23 protein-coding genes are annotated in these 22,622 nt (G+C 60.1%); 9 read left to right on the forward strand and 14 right to left on the reverse strand.

The features are described 5' to 3' along the window. Nucleotides 1-633, reverse strand: coding sequence for a response regulator transcription factor (locus PQR08_RS22555; protein WP_250484665.1), 633 nt, complete (start codon nucleotides 631-633; stop codon nucleotides 1-3). 292 nt (nucleotides 634-925) lie between these two features. On the opposite strand from PQR08_RS22555, the gene hpaC reads away from it, so the two are divergent. After that, a complete protein-coding gene (gene hpaC / locus PQR08_RS22560) occupies nucleotides 926-1,462 on the forward strand; it encodes a 4-hydroxyphenylacetate 3-monooxygenase, reductase component (protein ID WP_035501867.1) in 537 nt (178 codons plus the stop codon). A 21-nt stretch (nucleotides 1,463-1,483) separates the two neighbouring features. Here hpaC and uraD read toward each other — a convergent pair whose 3' ends face one another. Both uraD and PQR08_RS22570 read right to left on the reverse strand, forming a co-directional pair. After that, on the reverse strand, nucleotides 1,484-2,017 hold the full coding sequence (gene uraD, locus PQR08_RS22565) for a 2-oxo-4-hydroxy-4-carboxy-5-ureidoimidazoline decarboxylase (protein ID WP_250484666.1): 534 nt from the start codon (nucleotides 2,015-2,017) through the stop codon (nucleotides 1,484-1,486). A 110-nt stretch (nucleotides 2,018-2,127) separates the two neighbouring features. Then, nucleotides 2,128-3,075, reverse strand: a complete 948-nt coding sequence (locus tag PQR08_RS22570) for a LysR family transcriptional regulator (RefSeq protein ID WP_187606285.1) — start codon at nucleotides 3,073-3,075, stop codon at nucleotides 2,128-2,130. Between the two features lie 288 nt (nucleotides 3,076-3,363). On the opposite strand from PQR08_RS22570, the gene PQR08_RS22575 reads away from it, so the two are divergent. From PQR08_RS22575 to PQR08_RS22590, 4 genes are all read left to right on the forward strand, one after another. Continuing rightward, the gene (locus tag PQR08_RS22575; RefSeq protein ID WP_250484667.1) at nucleotides 3,364-4,704 is read left to right on the forward strand and encodes an MFS transporter; all 1,341 of its coding nucleotides are present in this window, start codon (nucleotides 3,364-3,366) and stop codon (nucleotides 4,702-4,704) included. 1 nt (nucleotide 4,705) lies between these two features. Continuing rightward, entirely contained in the window at nucleotides 4,706-5,230 is a 525-nt protein-coding gene (locus PQR08_RS22580) for a hydroxyisourate hydrolase (RefSeq protein ID WP_250484668.1), read from the forward strand. 42 nt (nucleotides 5,231-5,272) lie between these two features. Next, on the forward strand, nucleotides 5,273-5,611 hold the full coding sequence (uraH, locus tag PQR08_RS22585; RefSeq protein WP_035501861.1) for a hydroxyisourate hydrolase: 339 nt from the start codon (nucleotides 5,273-5,275) through the stop codon (nucleotides 5,609-5,611). A gap of 95 nt (nucleotides 5,612-5,706) precedes the next feature. After that, complete coding sequence (locus tag PQR08_RS22590) at nucleotides 5,707-6,639, forward strand: LysR family transcriptional regulator (protein WP_250484669.1); 933 nt, start codon at nucleotides 5,707-5,709, stop codon at nucleotides 6,637-6,639. A 48-nt stretch (nucleotides 6,640-6,687) separates the two neighbouring features. Here the strand turns inward: PQR08_RS22590 and PQR08_RS22595 are convergent, their stop codons facing one another. Genes PQR08_RS22595 through PQR08_RS22610 form a run of 4 tightly spaced genes read right to left on the reverse strand, consistent with a single transcriptional unit; the run spans nucleotide 6,688 to nucleotide 10,244 of the window. After that, nucleotides 6,688-7,653, reverse strand: coding sequence for an NAD(P)H-dependent flavin oxidoreductase (locus PQR08_RS22595; RefSeq protein ID WP_250484670.1), 966 nt, complete (start codon nucleotides 7,651-7,653; stop codon nucleotides 6,688-6,690). A gap of 3 nt (nucleotides 7,654-7,656) precedes the next feature. Beyond that, nucleotides 7,657-8,244: a cytochrome b gene (locus tag PQR08_RS22600; RefSeq protein WP_250484671.1), complete on the reverse strand. Its 588-nt coding sequence runs from the start codon at nucleotides 8,242-8,244 to the stop codon at nucleotides 7,657-7,659. An 18-nt stretch (nucleotides 8,245-8,262) separates the two neighbouring features. Next, complete coding sequence (locus PQR08_RS22605; protein ID WP_408162348.1) at nucleotides 8,263-9,936, reverse strand: cation acetate symporter; 1,674 nt, start codon at nucleotides 9,934-9,936, stop codon at nucleotides 8,263-8,265. Next, entirely contained in the window at nucleotides 9,933-10,244 is a 312-nt protein-coding gene (locus PQR08_RS22610; RefSeq protein WP_250484673.1) for a DUF485 domain-containing protein, read from the reverse strand. The genes PQR08_RS22605 and PQR08_RS22610 overlap by 4 nt, the downstream gene beginning before the upstream one ends. 574 nt (nucleotides 10,245-10,818) lie before the next feature. Between PQR08_RS22610 and PQR08_RS22615 the strand changes: the two genes are divergently transcribed. After that, a complete protein-coding gene (locus PQR08_RS22615; RefSeq protein WP_250484719.1) occupies nucleotides 10,819-11,193 on the forward strand; it encodes an H-NS family nucleoid-associated regulatory protein in 375 nt (124 codons plus the stop codon). Nucleotides 11,194-11,257: 64 nt separating this feature from the next. Here the strand turns inward: PQR08_RS22615 and PQR08_RS22620 are convergent, their stop codons facing one another. Further along, the gene (locus PQR08_RS22620; RefSeq protein WP_250484674.1) at nucleotides 11,258-11,659 is read right to left on the reverse strand and encodes a VOC family protein; all 402 of its coding nucleotides are present in this window, start codon (nucleotides 11,657-11,659) and stop codon (nucleotides 11,258-11,260) included. A gap of 160 nt (nucleotides 11,660-11,819) precedes the next feature. Here PQR08_RS22620 and PQR08_RS22625 point away from each other — a divergent pair, with 160 nt between their 5' ends. Further along, on the forward strand, nucleotides 11,820-13,256 hold the full coding sequence (locus PQR08_RS22625) for an aldehyde dehydrogenase family protein (RefSeq protein ID WP_250484675.1): 1,437 nt from the start codon (nucleotides 11,820-11,822) through the stop codon (nucleotides 13,254-13,256). Nucleotides 13,257-13,304: 48 nt separating this feature from the next. Here PQR08_RS22625 and PQR08_RS22630 read toward each other — a convergent pair whose 3' ends face one another. The 4 genes from PQR08_RS22630 to PQR08_RS22645 form a co-directional block, all read right to left on the reverse strand. Further along, nucleotides 13,305-13,730, reverse strand: coding sequence for an organic hydroperoxide resistance protein (locus tag PQR08_RS22630; RefSeq protein ID WP_035501996.1), 426 nt, complete (start codon nucleotides 13,728-13,730; stop codon nucleotides 13,305-13,307). A 162-nt stretch (nucleotides 13,731-13,892) separates the two neighbouring features. Continuing rightward, a complete protein-coding gene (locus PQR08_RS22635; protein WP_250484676.1) occupies nucleotides 13,893-15,698 on the reverse strand; it encodes an alpha/beta fold hydrolase in 1,806 nt (601 codons plus the stop codon). Between the two features lie 204 nt (nucleotides 15,699-15,902). Further along, entirely contained in the window at nucleotides 15,903-16,901 is a 999-nt protein-coding gene (locus PQR08_RS22640; protein ID WP_250484677.1) for a PDR/VanB family oxidoreductase, read from the reverse strand. Between the two features lie 66 nt (nucleotides 16,902-16,967). Further along, nucleotides 16,968-18,512 (reverse strand): Rieske 2Fe-2S domain-containing protein, encoded by a 1,545-nt coding sequence (locus tag PQR08_RS22645; protein WP_238213893.1) that lies wholly within the window; start codon nucleotides 18,510-18,512, stop codon nucleotides 16,968-16,970. Between the two features lie 222 nt (nucleotides 18,513-18,734). On the opposite strand from PQR08_RS22645, the gene PQR08_RS22650 reads away from it, so the two are divergent. Further along, nucleotides 18,735-19,427: a GntR family transcriptional regulator gene (locus PQR08_RS22650; RefSeq protein WP_250484678.1), complete on the forward strand. Its 693-nt coding sequence runs from the start codon at nucleotides 18,735-18,737 to the stop codon at nucleotides 19,425-19,427. Between the two features lie 53 nt (nucleotides 19,428-19,480). Here PQR08_RS22650 and PQR08_RS22655 read toward each other — a convergent pair whose 3' ends face one another. Further along, on the reverse strand, nucleotides 19,481-20,794 hold the full coding sequence (locus PQR08_RS22655; RefSeq protein ID WP_250484679.1) for an MFS transporter: 1,314 nt from the start codon (nucleotides 20,792-20,794) through the stop codon (nucleotides 19,481-19,483). 120 nt (nucleotides 20,795-20,914) lie between these two features. Between PQR08_RS22655 and PQR08_RS22660 the strand changes: the two genes are divergently transcribed. Further along, on the forward strand, nucleotides 20,915-21,826 hold the full coding sequence (locus PQR08_RS22660) for a LysR substrate-binding domain-containing protein (protein ID WP_250484680.1): 912 nt from the start codon (nucleotides 20,915-20,917) through the stop codon (nucleotides 21,824-21,826). Nucleotides 21,827-21,832: 6 nt separating this feature from the next. Here PQR08_RS22660 and PQR08_RS22665 read toward each other — a convergent pair whose 3' ends face one another. Next, a complete protein-coding gene (locus PQR08_RS22665) occupies nucleotides 21,833-22,228 on the reverse strand; it encodes a hypothetical protein (RefSeq protein WP_238291648.1) in 396 nt (131 codons plus the stop codon). Nucleotides 22,229-22,622: the final 394 nt, after the last annotated feature.

A 22,622-nucleotide genomic window follows, 5' to 3' on the forward strand; every position in this document is an offset into this window, starting at 1 on the left:
TCAGGCGGGTTCGTCGCCGGACGGGCTCCATACTTCGAGCACGTCACGCACGAGCGCGGCGATGGATGCCGCGCCCAGCTTGTCCTTGATGCTCGCGCGATGCACGTCGACGGTCTTGACGCTGATCGACAGATCGGCGGCGATGCGCTTGCTCGCCTTGCCTTCGATCACGCCGCGCAACACCTCTTTCTCGCGCGCGGTCAGCGATTCGACGCGCTCGCGCAGTTCGCGCTGACGCTGATCTTTCGCATGGCGCTGCGTCGCGAGCTTCATGGCGCGCTGCACGCGATCGAGCATTTGCTGCGAGTTATAAGGCTTCTCGACGAAATCGATCGCGCCATGCTGAAGCGCGCGCACCGACATCGGGATGTCGCCGTGACCACTCACGAAGATGATCGGCAAGGTCGCGCCGCGACGGTTGAGCTCGGCCTGCACATCGAAGCCACTCGTCTCGGGCATGCGCACATCGAGCACAAGGCACGCGGGGCGGCTCACGTCGAAGGCACGCAGAAATTCCGCGGCATTCGCGAATCCTTCCGACTTCACGCCGACCGATTCGAGCAGCCACGCAAGCGAGGTGCGCATGCCGTTGTCGTCGTCGACGATATACACCACGGGAGCGGGAGAATTCATTGCGATGGCTCTTTCGATGCGGGCTTCAGGGACCGTGCGCGCCGGGGGATTCGGCTGTCTCGTCGCAAGGTCTCGTTCTATTGGAACAGCCATGATAACCAGCCGAAATGCGCCGCGAAAGTCCATTCTTTACTTCGATGACGCGCGGTAGGTAAAAGCTTTAGTGCGTTCGGTAACCACGCCGGGCATGTCGGCGGCTCGTGCCGATGTTCTTTGTGCGGTTCAGCGCGTACGCTTGATTCACGGTTTGCTATACACAACGTTAAACATGAAACGAACTGGAGACGCTCCTATGTCCGCGCTGCCCCGCCCCGACTTCACCGATATCGATCAGGTGCGCAAGCAGTTTCGCCAGGCCATGGCCCATCTCGGCGCTGCCGTGAATGTCATCACCACCACGGGCACGCATGGCCGCTGCGGCATCACGGCAAGCGCCGTGTGCTCGGTCACGGATGCGCCGCCGACGCTGCTCGTCTGCATCAACCGGTCGAGCGCGATGCATGCCGCGTTCGTGAACAATCGCAATGTGTGCGTGAATGTGTTGCCGGGTCATCTCGAACAGATCGCGCGACACTTCGCCGGCCTCACGCAACTCTCGATGGAAGAACGCTTCTCGTTGCCGGTATGGGACGAAGGCGTGAACGGCGTGCCGGTGTTGCGCGATGCGCTGGCGAGCCTGCAGGGCACCATCGTCGAGGCGAAGGAAGTGGGATCGCACTCGGTGATGTTCGTCGAAGCGACCGCGATCCGCGTGCGCGACGATGGCGACAGCCTGATTTATTTCGATCGCAACTTTCATCGCGTGCCGCGCGTGTGCGCGACGCAATGAAAAGTTATCGCCGTTGCCGCGTCAGATAGTTGCAGGCAGTGCGCAGAGACGCGCGTTCAGGCGCGCACGCGTGATCGACGCGATCTGCGCCAGAGCCTCATCCAGCTCCTGCTGCGTGCTGCGCCCGATACGCCGCTCCAGCGCGCTGAAGATGCCTTCGCGCGTGTAATGCCGCACGCAGATGATGAACGGAAACCCGTGCCGCTCCAGATAGGCGGCATTGAGACGATCGAGGGATGCTTCCTGCTCCGCCGACATCGCATCGAGCCCGGCGCTCTTTTGCTCGGCATCGGAATCCGCCGTCATGGTTCCCGCACGAATGTTCGCGCCGGACAACAACGGGTGCAGGTTCAGAAATGCGCGCTGGCTCTTGTCGTCCATCCTGCGGATAACATTCATCATCGCGTCGTGCAATGCCGTGGCCGAGGCGAATGGACGCGCGCTCCACGCGCCTTCCGCTGCCTGCGGGAAATGTTCGAACACGCTCGCGAAGGCGCCGACGAAGGTCGCGTGATCGAACGCATTGACCGGTTCGAGATTGATCGACTGTGACATGAACGGCTCTCCTATAGGGCGTCGATGGCGATTCGTGCCGAGTATAGGAAGCGCGCGATCGGGCGGCGAGACACCCGATCCTATTGACCGCATAACAAAACTCGATAGCGCTAAGCGCGATTCATGTCGCGCAGCGCGCGCAACTCCTGCGCGGCCGCGGTCAGCATGCCGCGCAACCACACGTGCGACGCCGAACGATGTCGCGATGGATGCCACAGCTGATAAAACCGCATGAATGGAAATTCGATCGGCGCGTCGAGCACGGCGAGCGGCAGATGCTGCGCATGATAGTTGGCGAAGTGCCGGCCTGTCGTGAGAATCAGATCGGTGCCCGGAATCAGGCTCGGCGCGAGATTGAAGTACGGGCAACTCACGCGGTTGTCGCGATGCACGCGCATGGTGCTGAGCCCGGTATCGACGACGCCGCGCTGATCGCGCGAATACGGCGTGGGCACGATATGCGACGCGCTCAGGTAGTCCTGGGCATCGAACTTGCCTGACTGCGCGTGGACGCTGTCGCGGGCGACGACACATACGACCTCGTCTTCGAGCAGCACCGACAAATGCAGATGCTCGGGAGGATTGGGCCAGTTGCCGATGACGATATCCGGCGAGCCTTCCGATAGCCCCTGTTCATAATTGAATGCGGCCGAGAGCGGCACTGCGACGAGGCGCGCATGTGGTGCAGCGCGCCTGAATTCGCGCACGACATGCGCGAAAAAGGGCGGCGCCAGATAGTCGGGCATGCCCACGGTAAAGCTTTGCTCGGTGGTCGCCGGATCGAAATGATCGTCCGATACGAGCAGGTTATCGAGCGCGCTCAATGCGGCCTGCGCGCTCTGCGCGAGTTGAATGGCGCGCTCGGTCGGCACCATCACGTTCTTTTCGCGCGTGAGCAACGGGTCGTTGAAGATCGCGCGCAGCCGCTTGAGCGCAGAGCTGATAGCAGGCTGCGACTGGTTCATACGAATGGCCGTGCGCGACACACTGCGCTCGCCGATCAGCGTGCACAGCACGCGCAGCAGATAGGTATCGAATGGATCGTCGGTGCGATTCATGGTGAGTTCCGTGTCTCGATGGTTCGCGTCGCCGCGCCGCTATTCTGCCAGCCGGCATCGCAGGAACCGCTTCATGCAAGCCTCGCTAGGGTAATCCATAGGTACGAAAAAGCGCTGCGAAAAACGGCGCGGAGCCGCACCACACAAGGCTTTTCAGCCCATATACGCGTTGCTATGGGGCTTATTGGCCCGTCCCCCGTTACCGATTTTTTGGCCGTTTCTATACTTGCTTCCAACCGAACGCACGACCTTGTCCGTGCGCCGCAAACCGACTGGAAAGGAGAAACCATGTCGCTCATCAAACAGGAGATGCCGGTTTTCGCGAGCGAGGCTGAAAGCGCCGAAGCGAGCGTCTATCGCAAGGTCTCATGGCGGCTCTTGCCGTTTCTCGGCGTACTGTGGGTGCTGGCGTGGCTGGATCGCGTGAACATCGGCTTCGCCAAGCTGCAGATGCTGGACTCGCTGCATTTCAGCGAAGCGGTATATGGCCTCGGCGCGGGCATATTCTTTATCGGCTACTTTCTGTTCGAAGTGCCGTCGAACATGCTCTTGCAGAAGATCGGCGCGAAAAAGACGATCATGCGCATCACGATCTGCTGGGGCATCATCTGCATGTTGCAGACGCAGGTCAACACGCCCACGCAGTTCTATATCCTGCGCTTCCTGCTCGGCGCTTTCGAAGCGGGCTTCTATCCAGGCGTCATTCTTTACCTCACGTACTGGTATCCGTCGCAGCGGCGGGCGCGGGCCTTCGGCACGTTCATGTCGGCATCGGCGATCGCGGGCGTGCTCGGCGGTCCGCTCGCCGGCTGGATCATGACGTCGATGGGCGGCGTGCACGGCATGCACGGCTGGCAATGGCTCTTTATCATCGAAGGCATTCCGTCGGTGCTCGCCGGTGTGTTCGCGTACTTCTACATGACCGACAAGCCCGAGGAAGCAGGCTGGCTCAACGCCGATGAAAAGCGTGTCGTGCTCGACGCCCTGCAACGCGACAACGCCGCGATGGGCGAGCGTGGCCACGACTGGCGCTCGCTCTTCACGAATCGCAAGGTATGGCTGATGATCGCGATCTTCTTCTGCCTGCTGTGCGCGAATTCGACGCTCACCTTCTGGATTCCGACCGTCATCAAGGATGTAGGCGTGGGCACGCCGATGGCCGTCGGCTGGATCGCGGCGCTTGCCTATCTGTGCGGCGCGGCAGGCATGATCATCAACGGTGCGCACTCGGACCGCAGCAATGAAGTGCGCTGGCACTTCAGCGGCGCGGCGATCGTCGGCGGCGTATCGATGGCCTTGCTCGCCGTGCTGATGGGCTTCGACAAGATTTCGCCGGTTATCGCGTTGCTGGCCATGACGGCATCGCTGATCGGCACGATGAGCGCGATCCCCGTGTTCTGGCAATTGCCCAACCGCTATCTGGCCGGCAGCGCGGCTGCTATCGGCGTGGCGCTCATCAACTCCGTCTCCAATCTCGCGGGTTTCGGCGCGCCCTATGTGATGGGACTCGTCAAGAACGCGACGGGCAAGTTGACGACCGGTCTCTATCTCGTGGCCGTCATCGAAGTGCTGGCCGCGGTGCTCGTGATCATCGGCATCCGCAAGCTCGGCAACAAACAAGAGGCCTGACATGCGCGACAAAGACACTTCCCCGGCTTTCGATGTGAGCCGCCGCCGCTTTGCCCTGCAATCGGTCGCGTTGGGCGGCAGCATGTTGATGGCGAAGACCGCAATTGCCGCCGATGCCCCAACGTCGCCCGCACCGAACCAGACGACGGGTCCGGTGCAACAGGATGGCCTGAGCCCGCGCCTCACGATGCACGGCCTCGACACGTGGCACGGCACGCCCGCCGCCGGCATGCGCGTGGACTTGTTCGCGATCGAAGACGGACGCTCGAAGCTTCTGCAAACGATCACGCTTGCAGCGAGCGGCCGCAGCGAGCCGCCGCTCTTGATCGGCGATACCTATCGCGCGGGCACGTATGAGCTCTTGCTGCATGCGGACGAATACTTCGCCGCGGGCAAGGCGAATCTGCCGCAGCCGATGTTTCTCTCGAAGATCCCGCTGCGCTTTCGGATCATCGATATCAATCAGCGCATTCACCTGCCGGTATTATTCGGACCGTGGAGTTATAACTACTACCGCGGCAGTTGAACAAAGCGCAAAACGAAACGCGAGATCAGGAGAAGACACATCATGGCCGCAGGCATCACCACCCATGTACTCGACGTCGCGCTCGGCCAGCCCGCTGCCGGCATGCAGATCGAATTGTTCGACGTCGCCACCCAGCCGCCGACGCTGCTCGCGCGCACGCGCACCAATCGCGACGGACGCACGGACTCGCCGATCCTGCCCGCCGCACAAGCGCGTGCAGGCGATTTCGAACTGCGCTTCTGGGTAGCGGATTACTTCAAGACGCCCGATGTATTCGCGGATGTTGTGCCGGTGCGTTTCACGCTTTCCGATGCGGCGCAGCACTATCACGTGCCGCTTCTATGTTCGCCGTGGAGTTTCGGCACCTATCGCGGAAGCTGAATCGCAGCGCGCGGATTGCTTTACACTCCCCCTATCATCGATCAGAATGGAAGCGCTGATGCTTCATCATTCGTGATGATTAAAGGGGCGTATCGATGGAACTGCGACACTTGAAAATCTTTTGCGCCGTGGCTGAAACCGGCAGCTTCACCGCGGCGGCAGAGAAAGTGCACAATGTTCAGTCGAATGTCACGATGCGCATCAAAGAACTGGAAAGCGAACTCGGCCAGCAATTGTTCGTGCGTTCGAAAGGCGGCGTCATGCTGACATCCGCCGGCCACACGTTTCTCGGTTATGCGCGGCGCGTGTTGCAACTGATGGACGAAAGCCGCAGCGCGATGCTCGACGCGACCACACCGAAGGGGCCGCTGCGTCTCGGTTCGATGGAAACCACCGCGGCTATTCGCTTGCCGAAAGTGCTCGCCAAATATCACAAGAAGTATCCGCAAGTTCAGCTTTCGCTCATTACCGGCACGACCAGCGAGCTCATTAAAGCAGTAGAGAATCATCGGCTCGATGGCGCTTTCGTCGGCGGCTTTCATCAGAACGCCGCGTTGCATCAGGAAGAAGTCTTTCGCGAAGAACTCGCGTTGCTGAGCAGCGTCCAGTTCCGCTCGCTGGATCAGCTTGTTGAAGCAATGTCGCGGCAAACGGTGCTCGTGTTCAGAACTGGCTGCTTTTATCGTTCGACGCTCGAACAATGGTTTTATCAGTCGGGTCTCATTCCGGGACAAGTCATGGAATTGGGCACGCTCGACGGAATCATGTCCTGTGTCGCAGCGGGAATGGGCATCACGCTTTTGCCGAAGGCAGTGGTCGAACGTCATGGCAGCCGGCGCTCCGTTCGATGCCACGAATTGCCATCCGCATTCGCCAATGTGACCACCGTCTTTATTCGCAATCAGGACGCGGTGGTGACGCCCGCTTTATCAGCATTGCTCGCGCTGACGCATGAGCAGTTCAGCAACGGATCCCAGGCATCGAATGTCGAATCCGAGCTTTCGCTTGCGGATAACGCAAGCGTATGAGTGAGAATGACCGCGCCCGAATTGCATCGTGGGCGCAGTCACGTTCGATCACGCGTAACGAAGCTGCAATGCTTCCTCGGGCTCGAACATCAGACCCTCGGCAAGTTCGGCCACACGCTCCGCAGCCGGCATGACACGATCGATCTTGCCCACACCCTGCCCCGCATAGAGCGATAACTTCCGCGCCATTTTCGGCTTGTCGATGACCCGTGCGCCGCCGCCGATGAATCGCAGCAGATTCCATCTGTCCCGGTTCGGCATAACCCGGTGCGGCGTGCCGTATTTCCAGCCGAACGAATAGCCGGTGCGGTATTCGGTATCGTCGACGGTCGCTTCGATGATCTTCTGCTTGTAAAGCGGATGCGCGTTGGATTCTTCGCAGGCCACGAACGCCGTGCCGACCAGCACGCCCGACGCGCCCATGCTCATCACGGTTTCTACGTCGTCTCTATTCGTGATGCCGCCGGCCGCCAGCACGGGAATGTCTCCCGCCATGGAAAGTATTCCCGGCAACAAGGACAGCAAGCCGATCGTCCCGCGATTCAGATGCCCGCCGCTTTCGCTGCCCTGCGCGGTGACGATATCCGCGCCATTGGCGATGGCGCGGCGCGCCAGTTCGACCGAACCGACCTGAACCATCACGATCATCCCCGCGTCTTTCGCGCGCTGGATCATATCTGGATAACTTTCCGCATAAAAGAGCGAAAGCATCTTCGGCTTTTCTTCCAGCACAACCTGAAATTGCGCCTCGAATACATCCGGTCCGCCGAACGAGGGCACGAGATTCACACCGAATGGCTTATCCGTGAGGGCTCTCGTTTCGTTGATCCAGCGGCGCAGTGCGAGCGGCGGCAACCTCAGCCCGCCTATCGTGCCCATGCCGCCGGCGTTTGCAACTGAGGCGACGAGCGCGGGACCGGAGATCGCCGCCATGCCCGCAAGGAAGATCGGATATCTGACGCCGCAAAGCGCGGCAATTCCGTTCGCCTGTCCTTTTCGATTGATTGCAGTCATGGTTCAAAGCTCCACATGCTTGCCAAGCATTCGCTTGAGAGAATCGTTTTTCAACACGAAGTGGTTCTTGAAAGCACCGAACATATGAAGGACGAGCCCGCACATGAATGCGCCCGCGCCGATATCGAAGAGCACGCTGAAAATATGCGCGGCGGCCGCATGCGGGCTCATGAGCGGCGGCACGGTGAATCCGCCCGGCAACTCGATCGGCACGCCCGCGCTCGATTTCCCGAGCCACGCGGCGATTGGCAGCAGCACCATCGCCAAAGCCAGCGCGACGGCAACCGATCGGCTCGCGATCACTTCCACGGGATTGGGCGTGCCGACGGGCAACGGATGCCACGACGTGATGCGCGCCCAGAACCGATAGACCGATAGCGGAAACAACAGCGTCCCGCACAGATTGACGAATCGCGCGGACTCGCTTGCAGGCTCGACCAGCCCGACGATTTTCGATGCGATGATCGACAGCACGAGCAACGCGATCATCCAGTGAAGCGCGATCGTGATCGCCGAAAACCCGAGGCCGTTATCTTTGAACTTGAAACGTATCGGTTGTGCCGATGTGACATCTTGCTGAACGTGGCTCATGGCAACTCCTTTCGAGGATCAATGACTCACCGCGCCCGACGCGCCGATGCCGGTCTGAGCACGAACGAACTGGTCGTGAAATCTTTGTCGTTCTTCGTTGGCCTGCGCGCGGCGGTCCGTGACCGAGCCCAGCCACATGAAAAAGAACGCGATGCTCATCGAAATGATCGCCGGGTAGTCGTAAGGAAAGACCGGCGCCGCGTGCCCCAGCACCTTGACCCACACGGCGGGCGATAACACGACGAGCGAAATCGCGCTCACGAGCCCGGCGATCCCGCCGATCAGCGCGCCACGCGTGGTCAGTCCTTTCCAGTAGATAGCAAGCGTCAGCACAGGGAAATTGACGGAAGCCGCGATGCTGAACGTCAGGGCGACGAGAAACGCCACGTTCTGATCCTTGAAGACCATGCCAAGCACAATGGCGACGAATGCAATGCCTATCGACGCCACGCGCGAAACGCGCTTTTCGCTTTCCGGTGTGGCCTGGTTCTTCTTGTAGACCATCGCGTAGAGATCATGAGAGATCGCGGACGTGCCCGCCATCGTGAGGCCGGCCACGACAGCGAGAATCGTCGCGAATGCGACGGCGGATAGAAAGCCCAGTGCCGGATCGCCGCCGAGCGCCTTCGCGAGATGCATCACGGGCATGTTGGAACCGCCGATCAGTTTCCCGCCGACTACACGGCCCTCATAAAAGAGCGGATTGCGTCCGACGATCGCGATCGACGCCACGCCGAGCAACGCGACCACGAGAAAGAAATAGCCGATGAAGCCTGTCGCGACGAACACCGACTTGCGCGCCTCCTTCGCATCGCGCACGGTAAAGAAGCGCATGAGGATATGAGGTAATCCCGACGTGCCGAATACGAGACCGACCGACAATGAAAGCATGGCGAACGGATCGGCGACGAGCTTGCTCGGCAGCATGATGCCGATGCCGTTCTTGTGCGTTTTAATCGCCTGCTCGAACATCGTATCGAGCGAGAAGCCGAATTGCCGAAGCGCCAGGAATGCAAGCAATGTCGCGCCAAAGAGCATCAGCACGGCCTTGATGATCTGCACCCACGTCGTCGCTACCATGCCGCCGAACGTGACATAGATAGCCATCAACGCACCGACGATCACGATCGCCTGGTCATAACTGAGGCCGAAAAGAAGTTGAATGAGCTGCCCTGCCCCGACCATCTGAACCACGAGATAGAAACAGACGACGGTGAGCGAACCGAATGCTGTCATCGTCCGGATTCTTCGCTGATCGAGGCGGAATGACGCGATGTCGGCGATGGTGACCTGCCCGAGATTCCTGATCCTTTCCGCGAACAGAAACATCAAGAGCGGCCATGCGACGAAGAAGCTCACCGCGTAAATCATGCCGTCATAACCGTTGAAGAAGATCATGCTCGTGAGACCGAGCAGTGCCGCCGCCGACATGTAATCGCCCGCAAGCGCAAGACCGTTCTGAAAGCCGGTGATCGTTCCTCCGGCGTTATAGAAATCCTTCATGGAACGCGTCTTCGATGCCGACCAGCACGTTATAGCGAGCGTTGCAACGACGAAAACGAGGAACATTGAAATTGCCGTGAGATTCAGCGGCTGCCTTTGCACGTGACCGATCGCTTCGGGTGCGGCGAGAGCGGATTGCGTGGCGCATGCGCTCAGCAAGCCTATGCCCTTGGGGACGCGACGATTCATTGCGCGCCTCCGTTCAGGATTTCGTTGGTGAGCGCGTCGAATTCTCCGTTCGCGCGATGGATGTAAAGACCCGTGAGGAGCCACGTTCCTGCAATGAGCAATACGCCGATCGTCCAACCGGTCGTGATGACGCTCGCGCCAAACATCTTTGCCGAGAGCAGTTTCGGCGCGAACCCGGCCACCAGAACGAAGGCGTAGTAAGGCACCAGCGTGCCGAGCGTCAGGCGCGCAACGAATCTGCGACGACGGGAAACGAGCCGTTTAAAGGCGGGGGTCAGCCAGAGGTCCTGGCTGGAAAGCGAGGTCATCACAGTGTCTCCTATCTTCAGAACGTTATGTCGCATGTCCGGCGGTCGCCGGCTGCGTTTTTTTGCTGTTATTGACAAGATAGGTGCCGGGCGACCTCATGTAAAATGATGATTAATGATCGCACGCATCACTTCCGATGAAGTCTGCCGGTTCGACAGGGTCGATGACGAACCGAGTGACCTGGCGATCATTGCGATCATTGCGATCGTTTGATCGATCCTCGGCATTGCACTCAAAGAACTCGCAGGGCTGGCGCTTTAAAGAAAGGTATTGAAAGCAGCTTTGGGATTTCTTGACTGGAAAGCAATGAAATTCGCAATGTGTGTCGCGCCACTTATCCCCTAAAGCGCGTTTGTCGAATCTGATTTGCCATGTATTAACACGAATCTCCTCTAGCGCGTCGCGCATGTACGTGGCATAGTTCAAACGACAATCTATTAGAGGTAAATCATGTCAACGCTAGAAAGTATTCAGGCACGTATCGAAGCACTTCAAGCGAAAGCCGATGCGCTCGTCGCCAAAGAATCCGAAAGCGTGCTGCGAAAGATTCATGAATTGATGTCGAGCCACGGATTGACCATCTCGGACATCGAAAAGTATTCGGGTACTCGCAAGAAACCAGGTCGATCGCCCGCGGCAAAAAAGCAAAGCACCGTCGCTTATCAGGATCCGAAAACCGGCGCGACCTGGAGCGGCCGTGGACGCGCACCCGGCTGGATCGCCAATGCCAAGGACCGCAGCAAGTTCGCGGTGGGCGCGAGTGCGCCAGCAAAGAAGGCTAAAGGAAAGGCGCAAGCTACGGCCAAGCGCAACGGAAAGGGTCAACCGCGCGGTCCTCAACCCGCGCTTTATCGCGATCCGCAATCAGGCGCAACGTGGAGCGGTCGCGGGCGCGCACCGGCATGGCTCGCGTCCATCGAAGACCGCACGCCATTTTTGATCGCCTGACAGTGAATCCGCAAACGGCGGAGTTCGTTGACGACTCCGCCGTTCGCTTGCAGTCGTGTCTGATTCAAGCGCGGGGATCGAAATCGAATTCGATCCGAATACCGCCCGGTTCGTAAATCATCATATGGCGTTTCGGCCCTGCTCCTAGCTGTTCCGGCGCGAATTCAACCGTCACGCCAGGCCACGCCGACACGCGTTCGAGAATTGTCGCGAGCGCGGCTTCATCCGCTGCGCGCAACGCCAGATGATGAAGCCCGATATTCTTTCGCCGGTCGAATGCTATTGGCGCCGCTTCGTCTTTCACCTGCCATAGCGTAACCAGCAACTTTCCGTCCGATACGAACACGGCCGGATAGTCGGGCCGCTCGCCGGCGATCTGCCAGCCGAGACATTGAACGAAGAAGTCTCGCGTCGCGTCGAGATTGCGCACGGTGAGTCCCACGTGATCGATTCCAGATGTCAGCATCGTTTCCTCCGCATGTCGGATATGTGAAGCGTGACGGCACGCTTCGTTCGATTCCGTTCGCATGCTATCTCATTCCGCATCACCTGCTCGCCTGCACGTACTGCATTTAAGCGGTAATCTGACTGATATATCGACAACGCATCCCGACAGGAGAGCGTTCATGCTGAAGTCAACTTACCCGTATTACCTCGCCAACGAGCCGGTTGCCGCCAATACCGATCTGGCGGTGACCGACAAGTTCAGCGGTGAAGTCGCGACGCGCGTCGCGCTCGCCGATGCAGAAGCCATCGACAAGGCGATCGGCCTTGCGGTCGCCGCGATGCCCGAGATGCGCGCCTTTCCTCCGTTCAAACGACAGGCCGTACTGGAGCATTGCGTGAAGCGTTTTCGCGAGCGAGCCGATGAAATGGCAATGGCCTTGTGCATCGAAGCCGGCAAGCCGATCAACGATTCACGCGGCGAAGTCACGCGTCTCATCGATACGTTCAAAGTCGCGGCCGAAGAGTCGGTTCGCATCGACGGGGAAATACTGAATCTGGAAATCTCGCCGCGCGCCAAGGGTTATCACGGCTATGTAAAACGCGTGCCGATTGGCCCTTGTTCCTTCATTTCGCCTTTCAATTTCCCTTTGAATCTTGCCGCGCACAAGGTCGCGCCTGCGATCGCCGCCGGCGTGCCGTTCGTCATGAAGCCCGCGAGCCGCACGCCTATCGGTGCGTTGATCATCGGTGAAGTGCTCGCGGAAACGGATCTGCCCAAAGGCGCGTTCTCGATACTGCCGGCCCATCGCGACGGCGCCGATCTGTTCACGACCGACGAGCGCTTCAAGCTTCTCTCCTTTACCGGTTCGCCCGCTGTCGGCTGGGATCTGAAGGCTAAAGCAGGCAAGAAGAAAGTCATTCTGGAACTCGGCGGAAATGCCGCCGCGATCGTCGATAGCGATCAGGGCGGCAACCTCGACTATGTCGTCGACCGGCTCGCGTTCGGCGCTTTCTATCAATCCGGGCAAAGTTGCATTGGGGTGCAGCGAATTCTCGTGCACGCGTCGCTATACGATGCCGTGCGTGAACGGCTGATCGTGAAAACAAAGTCGCTCAGAATGGGCGATCCCAAGGACGAGAAAACCTTCGTCGGACCGATGATTTCCGAGTCGGAATCGAAACGGCTCGCCGGCTGGATGGAAAGCGCGGTGGCGGCAGGCGCGAAAATCATCGCGGGCGGCAAGGTGGAAGGCGCGATGTTCGAAGCGACGCTTCTGGAAAATGTCGGACGAGATTCGGATCTTTATCGCAAGGAAGCGTTCGGGCCTGTCGCGATCCTCGAAAAGTTCGATGATTTCGAGGACGCACTCAATACCGTCAACGACAGCGATTTTGGCTTGCAGGCGGGTATTTTTACGGATTCGCTCGCGCATGCGCACGAGGCCTGGGACTCGCTTGAAGTTGGCGGCGTCGTGATCAACGATGTGCCTTCTTTCCGTGTCGATAACATGCCTTATGGCGGCGTGAAAGATTCGGGCCTCGGCCGGGAAGGAATTCGCTATGCGATCGAGGACATGACCGAAACGCGCCTGATGGTAATGCGTGAAACATGGTGACCTGCGTTCGAGCGTTCGTTGAAAAGAACGCTCGAACGCTCGATATGCTTATGCCAGCGTCAATTTGACATCGATGTTATTGCGCGTCGCGTTCGAATAAGGACACACGATGTGTGCCTTGTCGACCAAGGCCTGCGCCTCGCTTCGATCCATGCCCGGCAGCGAGATCTTCAGTTCGACCTCGATGCCGAAGCCGTTCGGGATTTGTCCAATTCCCACGCTGCCGTCTACCGCCACGTCTTTCGGCAGCGTGATCTTGTCGCGCGCGGCGACGAACTTGATCGCGCCAATGAAGCACGCGCTATAACCCGCGGCGAAGAGTTGCTCGGGATTCGTGCCATCGCCGCCGCCGCCGCCGAGTTCTTTCGGCGTCGTCAGCCTGAGATCCAGATTGCTTTCGGGCACGGTTGCGCGGCCATCGCGTCCGCCGGTGACATGAGCATGCGCACGGTATAGAACCTTTTCAATCGACATCGCCAGACTCCTGTGCATTGTGTTGAGCGGTTCGCGCGACGCATTGCGCCGTTCGAACTCCGCTGACATGGATTCCCGATGGGACACTGCCCGCGAAGGGGCGGGTTCCAGTATCGAAGGATACCCAAGACGGGGCGAACTCGCTGACGTCGGTGCCGCGAATCACAGCACCACGGGTTCCCTGCGCGGGAGAGCCGGATCGGCGACGGGTGAATTCGATTCCTTCGCGATGCGCTCGCACAGCGCGACGACCTGCGTCGAACCGGCGGTCATGAAGAGCGAATGATCGAGATTCGGATATACGATCATGCGGACCGATGGATAACGCGACAGTCGCGCGCCCTGCTTGCCGAAGTGCGCGGCAATCAAATCCATGCCCGCATCGTAGGCGCCATAGACGAGCACCGTCTTCACGCCTTTCGCATCGAGCGCGCGCATGACCGCACCGGGCTCGGTCGCGAGTTCGGGCGGCGTCTGGCTCAGGCGATCGAGCCTCAGAACATCGACGATACGTGAACGCACGCGCGTCATCGCATAGCCGAGCATAAAGCGCAGTACACGCGTCAATTGCTTTTCGCCGCGCAGGATAGCTTTCCATTTCTGCGGATCGAGCATAGAGAACGCATAACCCGCCATCGAATTGCGCGTCGATCGACGCAAGCCATCGGGCGTGATGTCCGCTGGCCGCTTGAACGTCGGCAGATTCACCGTGACGACGCCGTTGATCGCTTTTTCGACGACCGCCGCCTTGAGCGCGTGATATGCGCCGGAGCAGACGCCGAACGCGAAGATCGACTTATAGCCTTGCCTCGCGAGCCAGCGTGCCGCGGCCGCGGTGTCGTCGGTGGCGATCTGGTTGTAGATGCGGCCGAATGCCGTATCCGATTGCACCTCGCCGGGCGCGGCCGGGCTATCGCCGCGACCGCGCGCATCGAAACGCAGCGATGCCACGCCGCGTCGTGCAAGCTCGCGCGCGATGCGCACCGATAACCTGCTATCGCCCACACGCGCGCTCGCCGATGTATTCGCGATCAGATAGACCGGCCCGCGCGACGAGCCCGTGCGCGGCTCGCACAAGATGCCGAAAAGCCCTTCGTCGCCGATACGCACCGGACGTTCGATCGCCTCGGGCGTGTCGATCCGCAGCGCGGGCCAGCCATCTGCATCGACCGTGGACGCCGCTTGCGAAACCGGCGCAGCGCCGCCCGCGATCCACGCGACGACCTCGGCGAAAGCAACGCGGGGCAATGCGTTGAAGGCGGTTTCCTGAATGAATCCGGTCAAGTCCTCGAACGGGCGTGCCTCCGCTTCGACGCCCTTGTCAGCGAAACCGTCGCGCAACGGATCCTTGCCGCCGGTCTTGACGTTCATGATCAAGGCACGACGCGCAGGCGCCGATGTTGCGCCGTTCATACTCGCGACGAGATCGATCGCCTTCAGCGAGTCGGCGAACGCCTTGCTATAGACCTGGCCAAGCACGTTCAGGGATACATCGTCTTGCTGTATTTGACGCAAAGGCGGTGCAAGCAATTCGAGCCATGTCTTGCGAACGATGCCCAGCTCGCGCATATATACGCGGCCGCTCGCAACGGGCGCGAGCAGCACGAGTTCGTCGACGGGCTGTCGCAATGCCGCAGTCAGCGCGAATGCCGCACCGACGCGAAAGCCGCACAACGTGACATGCTCGATGCCTGCGGATGTCCTGAACCAATCGACGGCCGCGTTGATATCTTCTACCGACGATTCGAACTGATCAGGTGCGAGATCGGCGCCCGCCGAATCGCCCGTGCCTCGGTAGTCGAAGCGCAACACCCAGATGCCGCGCGCGGACAATGCATCCGCGAGACGGCGCATGCCGCTGTATGTCCATACGTATTCGTGGCCATACGTGTTGCAGAGCACCACGCCACGTGTGCCACTTCCCGGATGCAGCCATCCGAAGCGGTTCCCGAATACAACCGGTCTCATTCGATCTCATCCTCGTGTCGAGGTATCGAGACGATTATATTAAGCGGCTCCTGCGTAACGCTGTCTGGCAGGGCGAATATGTGCAAACGAACTATGTCTTGGCGCGAAAGGCATAGCCTGTGTTTGCTGCCGCTCATTGCGCTTCAAAAGATTTGCCGGCATGACGTCGAGTTGACCGACCTCGTCGTCGGTCCATTCAGTTGATCAGAGATCGAGAACGAGCAGCTTGCTCGTCGCACGCGATACGCACGCGGTGAGAAATTCGGCCTTCTCTTCGTCGCTCATGATGCAGTCGTTGTGCTCGACCTCGCCCTGCAGATAGCGCACCTTGCATGTTCCACACAGGCCTGCGCAGCATGACGTCTCCATCGCCACGCCCGCCCCGGCCAGCGCTTCGGCAATGCTCTCGTCTTTTGTGACTTCGATCTCCTGTCCCGTACTCGCGATACGCACGATGAAGCTATCGCTTGCATCGTTGGCGGCCTGCTCGCCAGGAGCGCGTTCAGGGGCATTGAAGTGCTCGAAGTGCAGGGTGCCCGTCGGCCAATGCTGCGCCGCATCCGCGCACGCTTTCATGAAGCCGCCCGGACCGCAGTAGTAGACGTGCTCGCCTTCGCGCGGCGTGTTCAGCAGATCGCGGATATCGAGGCCCGCCGAAGGATCGCCGCCATCGAAGTGAAAATGCAGGCGTCCACTCGCGCGCATCAGCTCGAATTCCTCGGCAAACGCAGCGCTGCGCGCATCTTTCGCGCAGTAATGCATTTCGTAATCGATACCCGCGTCGTCGAGTTCATGCGCCATCGCCTTCAACGGCGTGACGCCGATGCCGCCCGCTATCAACAACACGCGGCGCGCGCCGTCGACGAGATGAAAGTTATTGCGCGGCCGGCTCACGCGCACGATATCCTGCACGCGCAATTGATCGTGAAGCGCCTTCGATCCGCCGCGTCCGCGCTCATCGCGCAATACTGCAATCACATAGCGATGTCGTTCGCGCGGCGCATTGCAGATCGAATATTGCCGCACGACGCCGTCCGCGAGATGAATGTCGATATGCGCGCCCGCCGTGAAAGACGGCAATTGCGCGCCTTCAGGATCGACGAGTTCATATGAATTGATGCCCCGGCCTTCGAACCGGACCTGACGCACGAGCAGTTTCAAAGTGTGCTCATGCGCATCAGTTGAGATGGGTTGTGTCGACATGATCGTATTTCCTCGAATCGATGTTCCGGCATCGCGAGCGCGCCATGCGCCCGCGCGTCGCCCGCGTTATTGCTTCATCGATTGCTCGAGTTCCTCGAAGCGCTCGCGTACGAATGCGGCGCGCGCCTCGCCCTTGAACTGCTCGCTTTCCGCGAGAATCGCGACGATCTGCTTGGTCACCTTGCGGCGGCGCACCACTTCTTCCTCGACGGTTTCGCCTTCGGGAATCTCGAACACGTTGCCGGAGCAGAAGCTGTTCGGCGCGCCCGCGTTCTCGCGAAACCATTCCGCGAAATTTTGCGCGGATGCGGCCGGGTTCGAGCCGCGCAATGCATCGCGCAGCATCTTGCGAAACACGAAGACACCGGCATCGAATTTCGTCGGATTTTCCAGTGCATGCACCGCGATCGGCCTCTGACTGATGATCGCCTCATAGTCGCCGGGCGCGTACTGGGCCTGCTTGTAGTTCGCGCGCTCGCGATGATTCGACGGAATCGGCACGATGTCCTCGATCGTGTGATCGCCGAAGCGCTCGGGACGGCGCATCGCGACCTGGCCGTCGAGAAAGTCGATCGATTCGTAACCCACCAGTTCCTTCTTGCCGACGCCGCGCGTATCGATGCCCGGACCCATCACGCGCCAGCCGATCATCTTGCTGTTTTCATCGTCGACAGGAACCGTCCAGCGAATGATATGGAAGCGGCTGAAGAGCTTTTTCTTCGAGCCGTCTTCCGACGTATAAGCATGCAGGCTCAGATTCGGCAGCACCTGATGCTGAACGCGAATGAACAAACGGTCCTTGTTGACGCGGCGCGCACCCGCGCACGCGAGGCTGCGGCCTTGCTGGACCGGCTGGAAGTGCATGTCGGGTGCCACTTCCATCGACGCTGCGCCGACTTCATCGAATGTCGTGCCTTGGAATTGCCCTTTCACCACGTTCTTTGCCGCATGCAATGCGGTCGGATGAAAGTTATCGGCGGCGTTGTCTTGTACTTGCAGCCAATTGCAATGCTGGAAGTTGCTATAGGGCACGAGCTCGTCGCCGGGCATCACCGTGTAATCGCCTTCCCACTCGGGAAACGGCGGCTCGTTCTCCGGCGGCCCCATATATGCGAACACGAGACCGTGCCGCTCGACCGCTTTATACGCGCCCTGACGAATGGAACACGCGTATTTTTCGGCCTCCTTCTCCTCGCCTTTCGGAAAAGGCACATGCAGGCATGCGCCGTCCACGTCGAACACCATGCCGTGATAGCAGCACATGATGCCGCGCTCCTGAATCGCGCCGTATTCGAGCGATGCGCCGCGATGCGCGCAATGCGCATGCAACAGGCCGACCCGCCCGCTGCCGTCGCGGAACGCCACCAGTTCTTCGTTGAGGATCTTGAGAAAGCGCGGCGTGTCGGTCAGCTCGATCGACATGCAGACCGGATGCCAGAAGGCGCGCATGTATTCGCCCATCGGCGTGCCCGGGCCGGTTTCCGTCAGTTCCGGATCGTGGCCCGGCACCTTGTTCACGTAGTAACCGCCATACGGCACCAGCTTCTTGACTGTCGCGGCCGGGCCGCCGCTGCTCTTCTGTCCTTCCAGCTTGTCCGATTTGATGGTCATGGGAGATCCTGTTTCGAGTGGGGTTGAATGAATTGATGCCTGAGTCCTGTATTTCGGTTACCGAACTCCGAACTCTGTATACAAAGATTAGCGACGTGAAACGGCCTTGTCTCTATGGGTAAACCTGAATGCGATCACGTGCTGCAACGATGCGCGTTGACGCGCCGCACTGGCGCGCTGTAACCTTGCCGTATTCTGTATCCAGAAATTACGGCCGATATCATGCCCGCCAAACTTCTCAAGCTTCAGGCTCGCACCGACTACGTGGACGAGGTCTACAAGGTGCTGCTCGACGCCATCAGCTCCGGTTCGCTTGCGCCCGGCGCGCGCATCACGCAGGAAGAGATCGCCGAGCAGCTCGCCGTCTCGCGCTCCCCCGTTCTTCAGGCGCTGCGTCTTTTAAAGAAAGACGGCCTCGTCGTCGATGCTCCCGGGCGCGGTCTGCTCGTGACCCCGCTTGATCCCGCGTGGATCAGTCATCTCTATGAGATTCGCGGCGCGCTCGATTCGCTCGCCGCGCGTCTTGCCGCCGAACGCGGTGCGAAGATCGACAAATCGATCATCGCCAACGGCCGGCGCGCGTCGAAGAGCGACGACGTGAAAGCGATGATCGACGCCGACATGGCCTTCCACAACGCGATCTATGCCGCGTCGGGCAATCCTTTGATCGCCGAGACCGCGCAGACACACTGGGTCCATCTGCGCCGCGTGATGGGCGCTGTACTGCAAGCATCGGGACAACGCAAATCGATCTGGGACGAACACGCGGCCATCGCGACCGCCATCTCCGAAGGCGACGGACAGCGCGCCGCCGAACTCACCGATCTGCATACCGCCAATGCGCGCAAGAATCTCGTCGAACGGCTCGGCCTCGTGCTGAGCGAACAGCGCGACCGGGACGCGGGCGCCACGTGATGACAGACCAACGGCCCCGCTTTCACGGGGCCGTCCTTCCCTGCGCGCGTTCTTCAATCGTTGCGGCGGCGGCTGTTCACGAGCGCGGCCGGCACGGCGAACACGAGCAGACTCCCGATCACGCAGCTCGCCGCGAGACCCAGCACGCCGCTGCCGGTCGAGCCCGAATGCGTCTGGATCACGCCGATGACCCACGGACTCACGACGCCCGAAATGCTGCCGACGGAATTCGCGAGCGCCAGGCCCGCAGCCGCCGCGCCACCGCTGAGAATCGCGGGCGGCAGGACCCAGAACTGCGAGATGGTCGTGACGACGCCCATCGTCGCGAGCGTGAGGCCGATCATGCCGAAGAGCGTCGAGTGCGCATAGATCACGCTCAGATACAGTCCGATCGCGCCGACGAAACCCGCGCCCGCCAGATGCCAGCGGCGCTCGCCATGTTTGTCGGAGCTATGGCCGACCGCGAGCATCGCAATCGCGCCCGCTGCATAGGGAATCGCCGCGAGCAAGCCGATATTGAGCGGATCGGTGACGCCGCTCGCCTTCACGAGCGTCGGCAGCCAGAAGCTCACGCCATAGAGGCCCATCGTGAAGAAGAAGTAAGTCACGGAGAGCAACAGCACCTTCGGATGCAGCAGGCCGTCGCGCACGGAATGCAGCGCATGGGCGGGCTTTTCGTCGCGCAGATTGGCTTCGAGCATGGCCTTTTGCGAATCGCTGAGCCACTTCGCATCGGCCACTTTGTCGTCGAGATAGAAGTACGCCACCACGCCGAAGATCGCTGTCGGAATGCCTTCGAGCAGGAAGAGCCATTGCCACCCCGCTATGCCGTGCGCGCCGCTCATATGCGTCATGATCCAGCCCGACAGCGGACCGCCGACCACGCCGGACATCGGAATGCCTGTCATGAAAAGCGCCGTGACCTTGCTTCTGCGCGACGCGGGAAACCAGTAGGTGAGATAAAGCAGGATCGCGGGAATGAAGCCCGCTTCGGCAACGCCCAGCAGAAAGCGCATGATATAGAAGCTCGTCGGCGTGGTGACGAACATCATGCCCGCCGAGATGATGCCCCACGTCACCATGATGCGCGCGATCCAGCGCCGCGCGCCGACACGCAACAGAATGAGATTGCTCGGCACTTCGAACAGCAGATAACCGACGAAGAACACGCCCGCGCCCGCGCCATAGACGGCCTCGCTGAAATGCAGGTCGTTGAGCATCTGCAGCTTGGCGAAGCTCACGTTGATGCGATCGAGATACGCGCAGAGATAGCAGACGAAAAGAAATGGCAGCAGACGCCATGTCACTTTCGCATACGTGGACGACTCGTCGCCCGTCAGATACGCAACCGGACTGTGGGAACTCATGCTCTGTCTCCTGGTTATGTGATGCGTCTTGATCGCTCACATGTTCGTCACCTCACACCCGAAAGACAAACGATGCCTGTTCATAGAACCATGACGAAGGCTCATGCATAAGGTGTTTCCATGAGGCGCATCCCTAACTTCGTCCTCCTACGCGCGTTCGAAGCCGCCGCGCGGCTCGAAAGCTTCACGCTTGCCGCAAGCGAGCTTCATCTCACGCAATCGGCGATCAGCCATCAGGTGAAGGAACTCGAACAGTATTTCGGCAGGCCGCTTTTTCATCGGCGCAACCGGCGTGTGGAGACGACATCCGAAGGCCGGCGCCTGCATGAGAGCCTCGGACGTGTGTTCGATGTGATCGAAGCCGCATGCGCCGAAGTGACGCTCGATCCGCTCGCGCAAGTGCTCGCCGTTCACTGCGCGCCGAGCTTCGCGGTGAAATGGCTCGGGCCGCGTCTGCCTGAATTCATGCAGATGCATCCGAACGTGACGATCCGTTTGTCATCGGATGCGGAGCCCGCCGATCTCGCCCGCGCGCGTGAGGTCGATGTCGCCATCTCGTATGGCTTTGCGCATGATCGCCCGGGTGTCGTCTCGCGCGCGTTGGGAACGGAGCGCATCATCCCGATGTGTTCGCCTTCGCTGTTGAAGGACGACGTGCCGGCCGCGGAACAGATCGCGAGGATGACGCTGATCGACTCGCAATTGAGCCGCGTGACATGGCCGGGATGGTTCGCGCTCAACGGCCTCGAAATGCCGCGCGGGCCGCGCCCTTCGTTCGACCGTGCGGCGCTCGCGATATCGGCGGCGGTGGATGGCATGGGCGTCGCGCTGGAAACGACGCGCCTCGCCGAGCGCGAGCTTGCGCGCGGCGATCTGATCGAGCTGGGCGCGGGTGTGTTCGCGCCGCTCGCCAAGGAGACGCACTTTCTTTCCTATCGCGTCAAGGAACGCGATGTCGAAAAAGTGAAATGCTTCTGCGACTGGGTGCTGGCGCAGGCCGGCCTCGGAGAAGCGGACGAGGCCGAAGCATGATTCCGGCTATGCCGCCTGCCTGGCCCTTTCCTCCTCCACGGTACGTGCATGGGCATACACGCGATCGCGTTCGCGCGCGACGAGCGTACGCTTGCGCGCGAGCGTCTGGCGTTGATATTTCGGATCGCCCATCTGCATCACGTATTCCCCATGACGATAACGCAGATAGCGCTGGAAGAACTCCGCGCCCGGCAAGCCGTTGTCGAGCGCCATGAGCACGCCGTAGTCGAGGTTGCTTACATCGCCGAGCGTTTTGATCGCCGATTCGAGCGCGGCATAGCGCTGGGGCAAAGGCACGCTCTTGTCGCATTGCGCATGAAAACGCTGGTAGGTCAGCACGTGCCCGTGCGATGCACAACGCCATAACGCTTTCGCAAGCCGTTGACTGAGTTCCGTTTCCACATGTCCTCCCGCATTGTGCGCGGATCGTATGCGTGCGACATTCCACCGTCACTAAAAATCGATGACGGTAACCGGTTGCCTGGAAATCACCTGCGACGCCAAGAGATATGCGCGACGCTCGCCACTGCGCGACGTCGCTTCGTGTGCATCTTTATAAATGTGTTGCACGACGCAGCTACGCTAAAGCACACTGTCTTTGAAACTTCGGCTAAATTCGTTTTATAAAACGAAGCGTTTTATTTCCCGCGCTAAAAGAAACAGAGCAAGTAGCCAAGAATGCGAAATACATTAAACGTCGATGCTTATCAGATATTGAGCAATGCACTGCGACGTCCCGCACGAGGCCACACGGCCGCCTGCGCAGCAGTGGACTGATGAAATACACTGGTACGGG

This window comes from Caballeronia jiangsuensis, assembly GCF_046030135.1.
Lineage (GTDB): Bacteria > Pseudomonadota > Gammaproteobacteria > Burkholderiales > Burkholderiaceae > Caballeronia > Caballeronia jiangsuensis.

Bases quoted from the DNA above. Each gene is read 5' to 3' on its own strand.
- PQR08_RS22555 (WP_250484665.1), bottom strand. From the start codon at position 633: ATGAATTCTCCCGCTCCCGTGGTGTATATCGTCGACGACGACAACGGC.
- hpaC (WP_035501867.1), top strand. From the start codon at position 926: ATGTCCGCGCTGCCCCGCCCCGACTTCACCGATATCGATCAGGTGCGC.
- uraD (WP_250484666.1), bottom strand. From the start codon at position 2,017: ATGTCACAGTCGATCAATCTCGAACCGGTCAATGCGTTCGATCACGCG.
- PQR08_RS22570 (WP_187606285.1), bottom strand. From the start codon at position 3,075: ATGAATCGCACCGACGATCCATTCGATACCTATCTGCTGCGCGTGCTG.
- PQR08_RS22575 (WP_250484667.1), top strand. From the start codon at position 3,364: ATGTCGCTCATCAAACAGGAGATGCCGGTTTTCGCGAGCGAGGCTGAA.
- PQR08_RS22580 (WP_250484668.1), top strand. From the start codon at position 4,706: ATGCGCGACAAAGACACTTCCCCGGCTTTCGATGTGAGCCGCCGCCGC.
- uraH (WP_035501861.1), top strand. From the start codon at position 5,273: ATGGCCGCAGGCATCACCACCCATGTACTCGACGTCGCGCTCGGCCAG.
- PQR08_RS22590 (WP_250484669.1), top strand. From the start codon at position 5,707: ATGGAACTGCGACACTTGAAAATCTTTTGCGCCGTGGCTGAAACCGGC.
- PQR08_RS22595 (WP_250484670.1), bottom strand. From the start codon at position 7,653: ATGACTGCAATCAATCGAAAAGGACAGGCGAACGGAATTGCCGCGCTT.
- PQR08_RS22600 (WP_250484671.1), bottom strand. From the start codon at position 8,244: ATGAGCCACGTTCAGCAAGATGTCACATCGGCACAACCGATACGTTTC.
- PQR08_RS22605 (WP_408162348.1), bottom strand. From the start codon at position 9,936: ATGAATCGTCGCGTCCCCAAGGGCATAGGCTTGCTGAGCGCATGCGCC.
- PQR08_RS22610 (WP_250484673.1), bottom strand. From the start codon at position 10,244: ATGACCTCGCTTTCCAGCCAGGACCTCTGGCTGACCCCCGCCTTTAAA.
- PQR08_RS22620 (WP_250484674.1), bottom strand. From the start codon at position 11,659: ATGCTGACATCTGGAATCGATCACGTGGGACTCACCGTGCGCAATCTC.
- PQR08_RS22625 (WP_250484675.1), top strand. From the start codon at position 11,820: ATGCTGAAGTCAACTTACCCGTATTACCTCGCCAACGAGCCGGTTGCC.
- PQR08_RS22630 (WP_035501996.1), bottom strand. From the start codon at position 13,730: ATGTCGATTGAAAAGGTTCTATACCGTGCGCATGCTCATGTCACCGGC.
- PQR08_RS22635 (WP_250484676.1), bottom strand. From the start codon at position 15,698: ATGAGACCGGTTGTATTCGGGAACCGCTTCGGATGGCTGCATCCGGGA.
- PQR08_RS22640 (WP_250484677.1), bottom strand. From the start codon at position 16,901: ATGTCGACACAACCCATCTCAACTGATGCGCATGAGCACACTTTGAAA.
- PQR08_RS22645 (WP_238213893.1), bottom strand. From the start codon at position 18,512: ATGACCATCAAATCGGACAAGCTGGAAGGACAGAAGAGCAGCGGCGGC.
- PQR08_RS22650 (WP_250484678.1), top strand. From the start codon at position 18,735: ATGCCCGCCAAACTTCTCAAGCTTCAGGCTCGCACCGACTACGTGGAC.
- PQR08_RS22655 (WP_250484679.1), bottom strand. From the start codon at position 20,794: ATGAGTTCCCACAGTCCGGTTGCGTATCTGACGGGCGACGAGTCGTCC.
- PQR08_RS22660 (WP_250484680.1), top strand. From the start codon at position 20,915: ATGAGGCGCATCCCTAACTTCGTCCTCCTACGCGCGTTCGAAGCCGCC.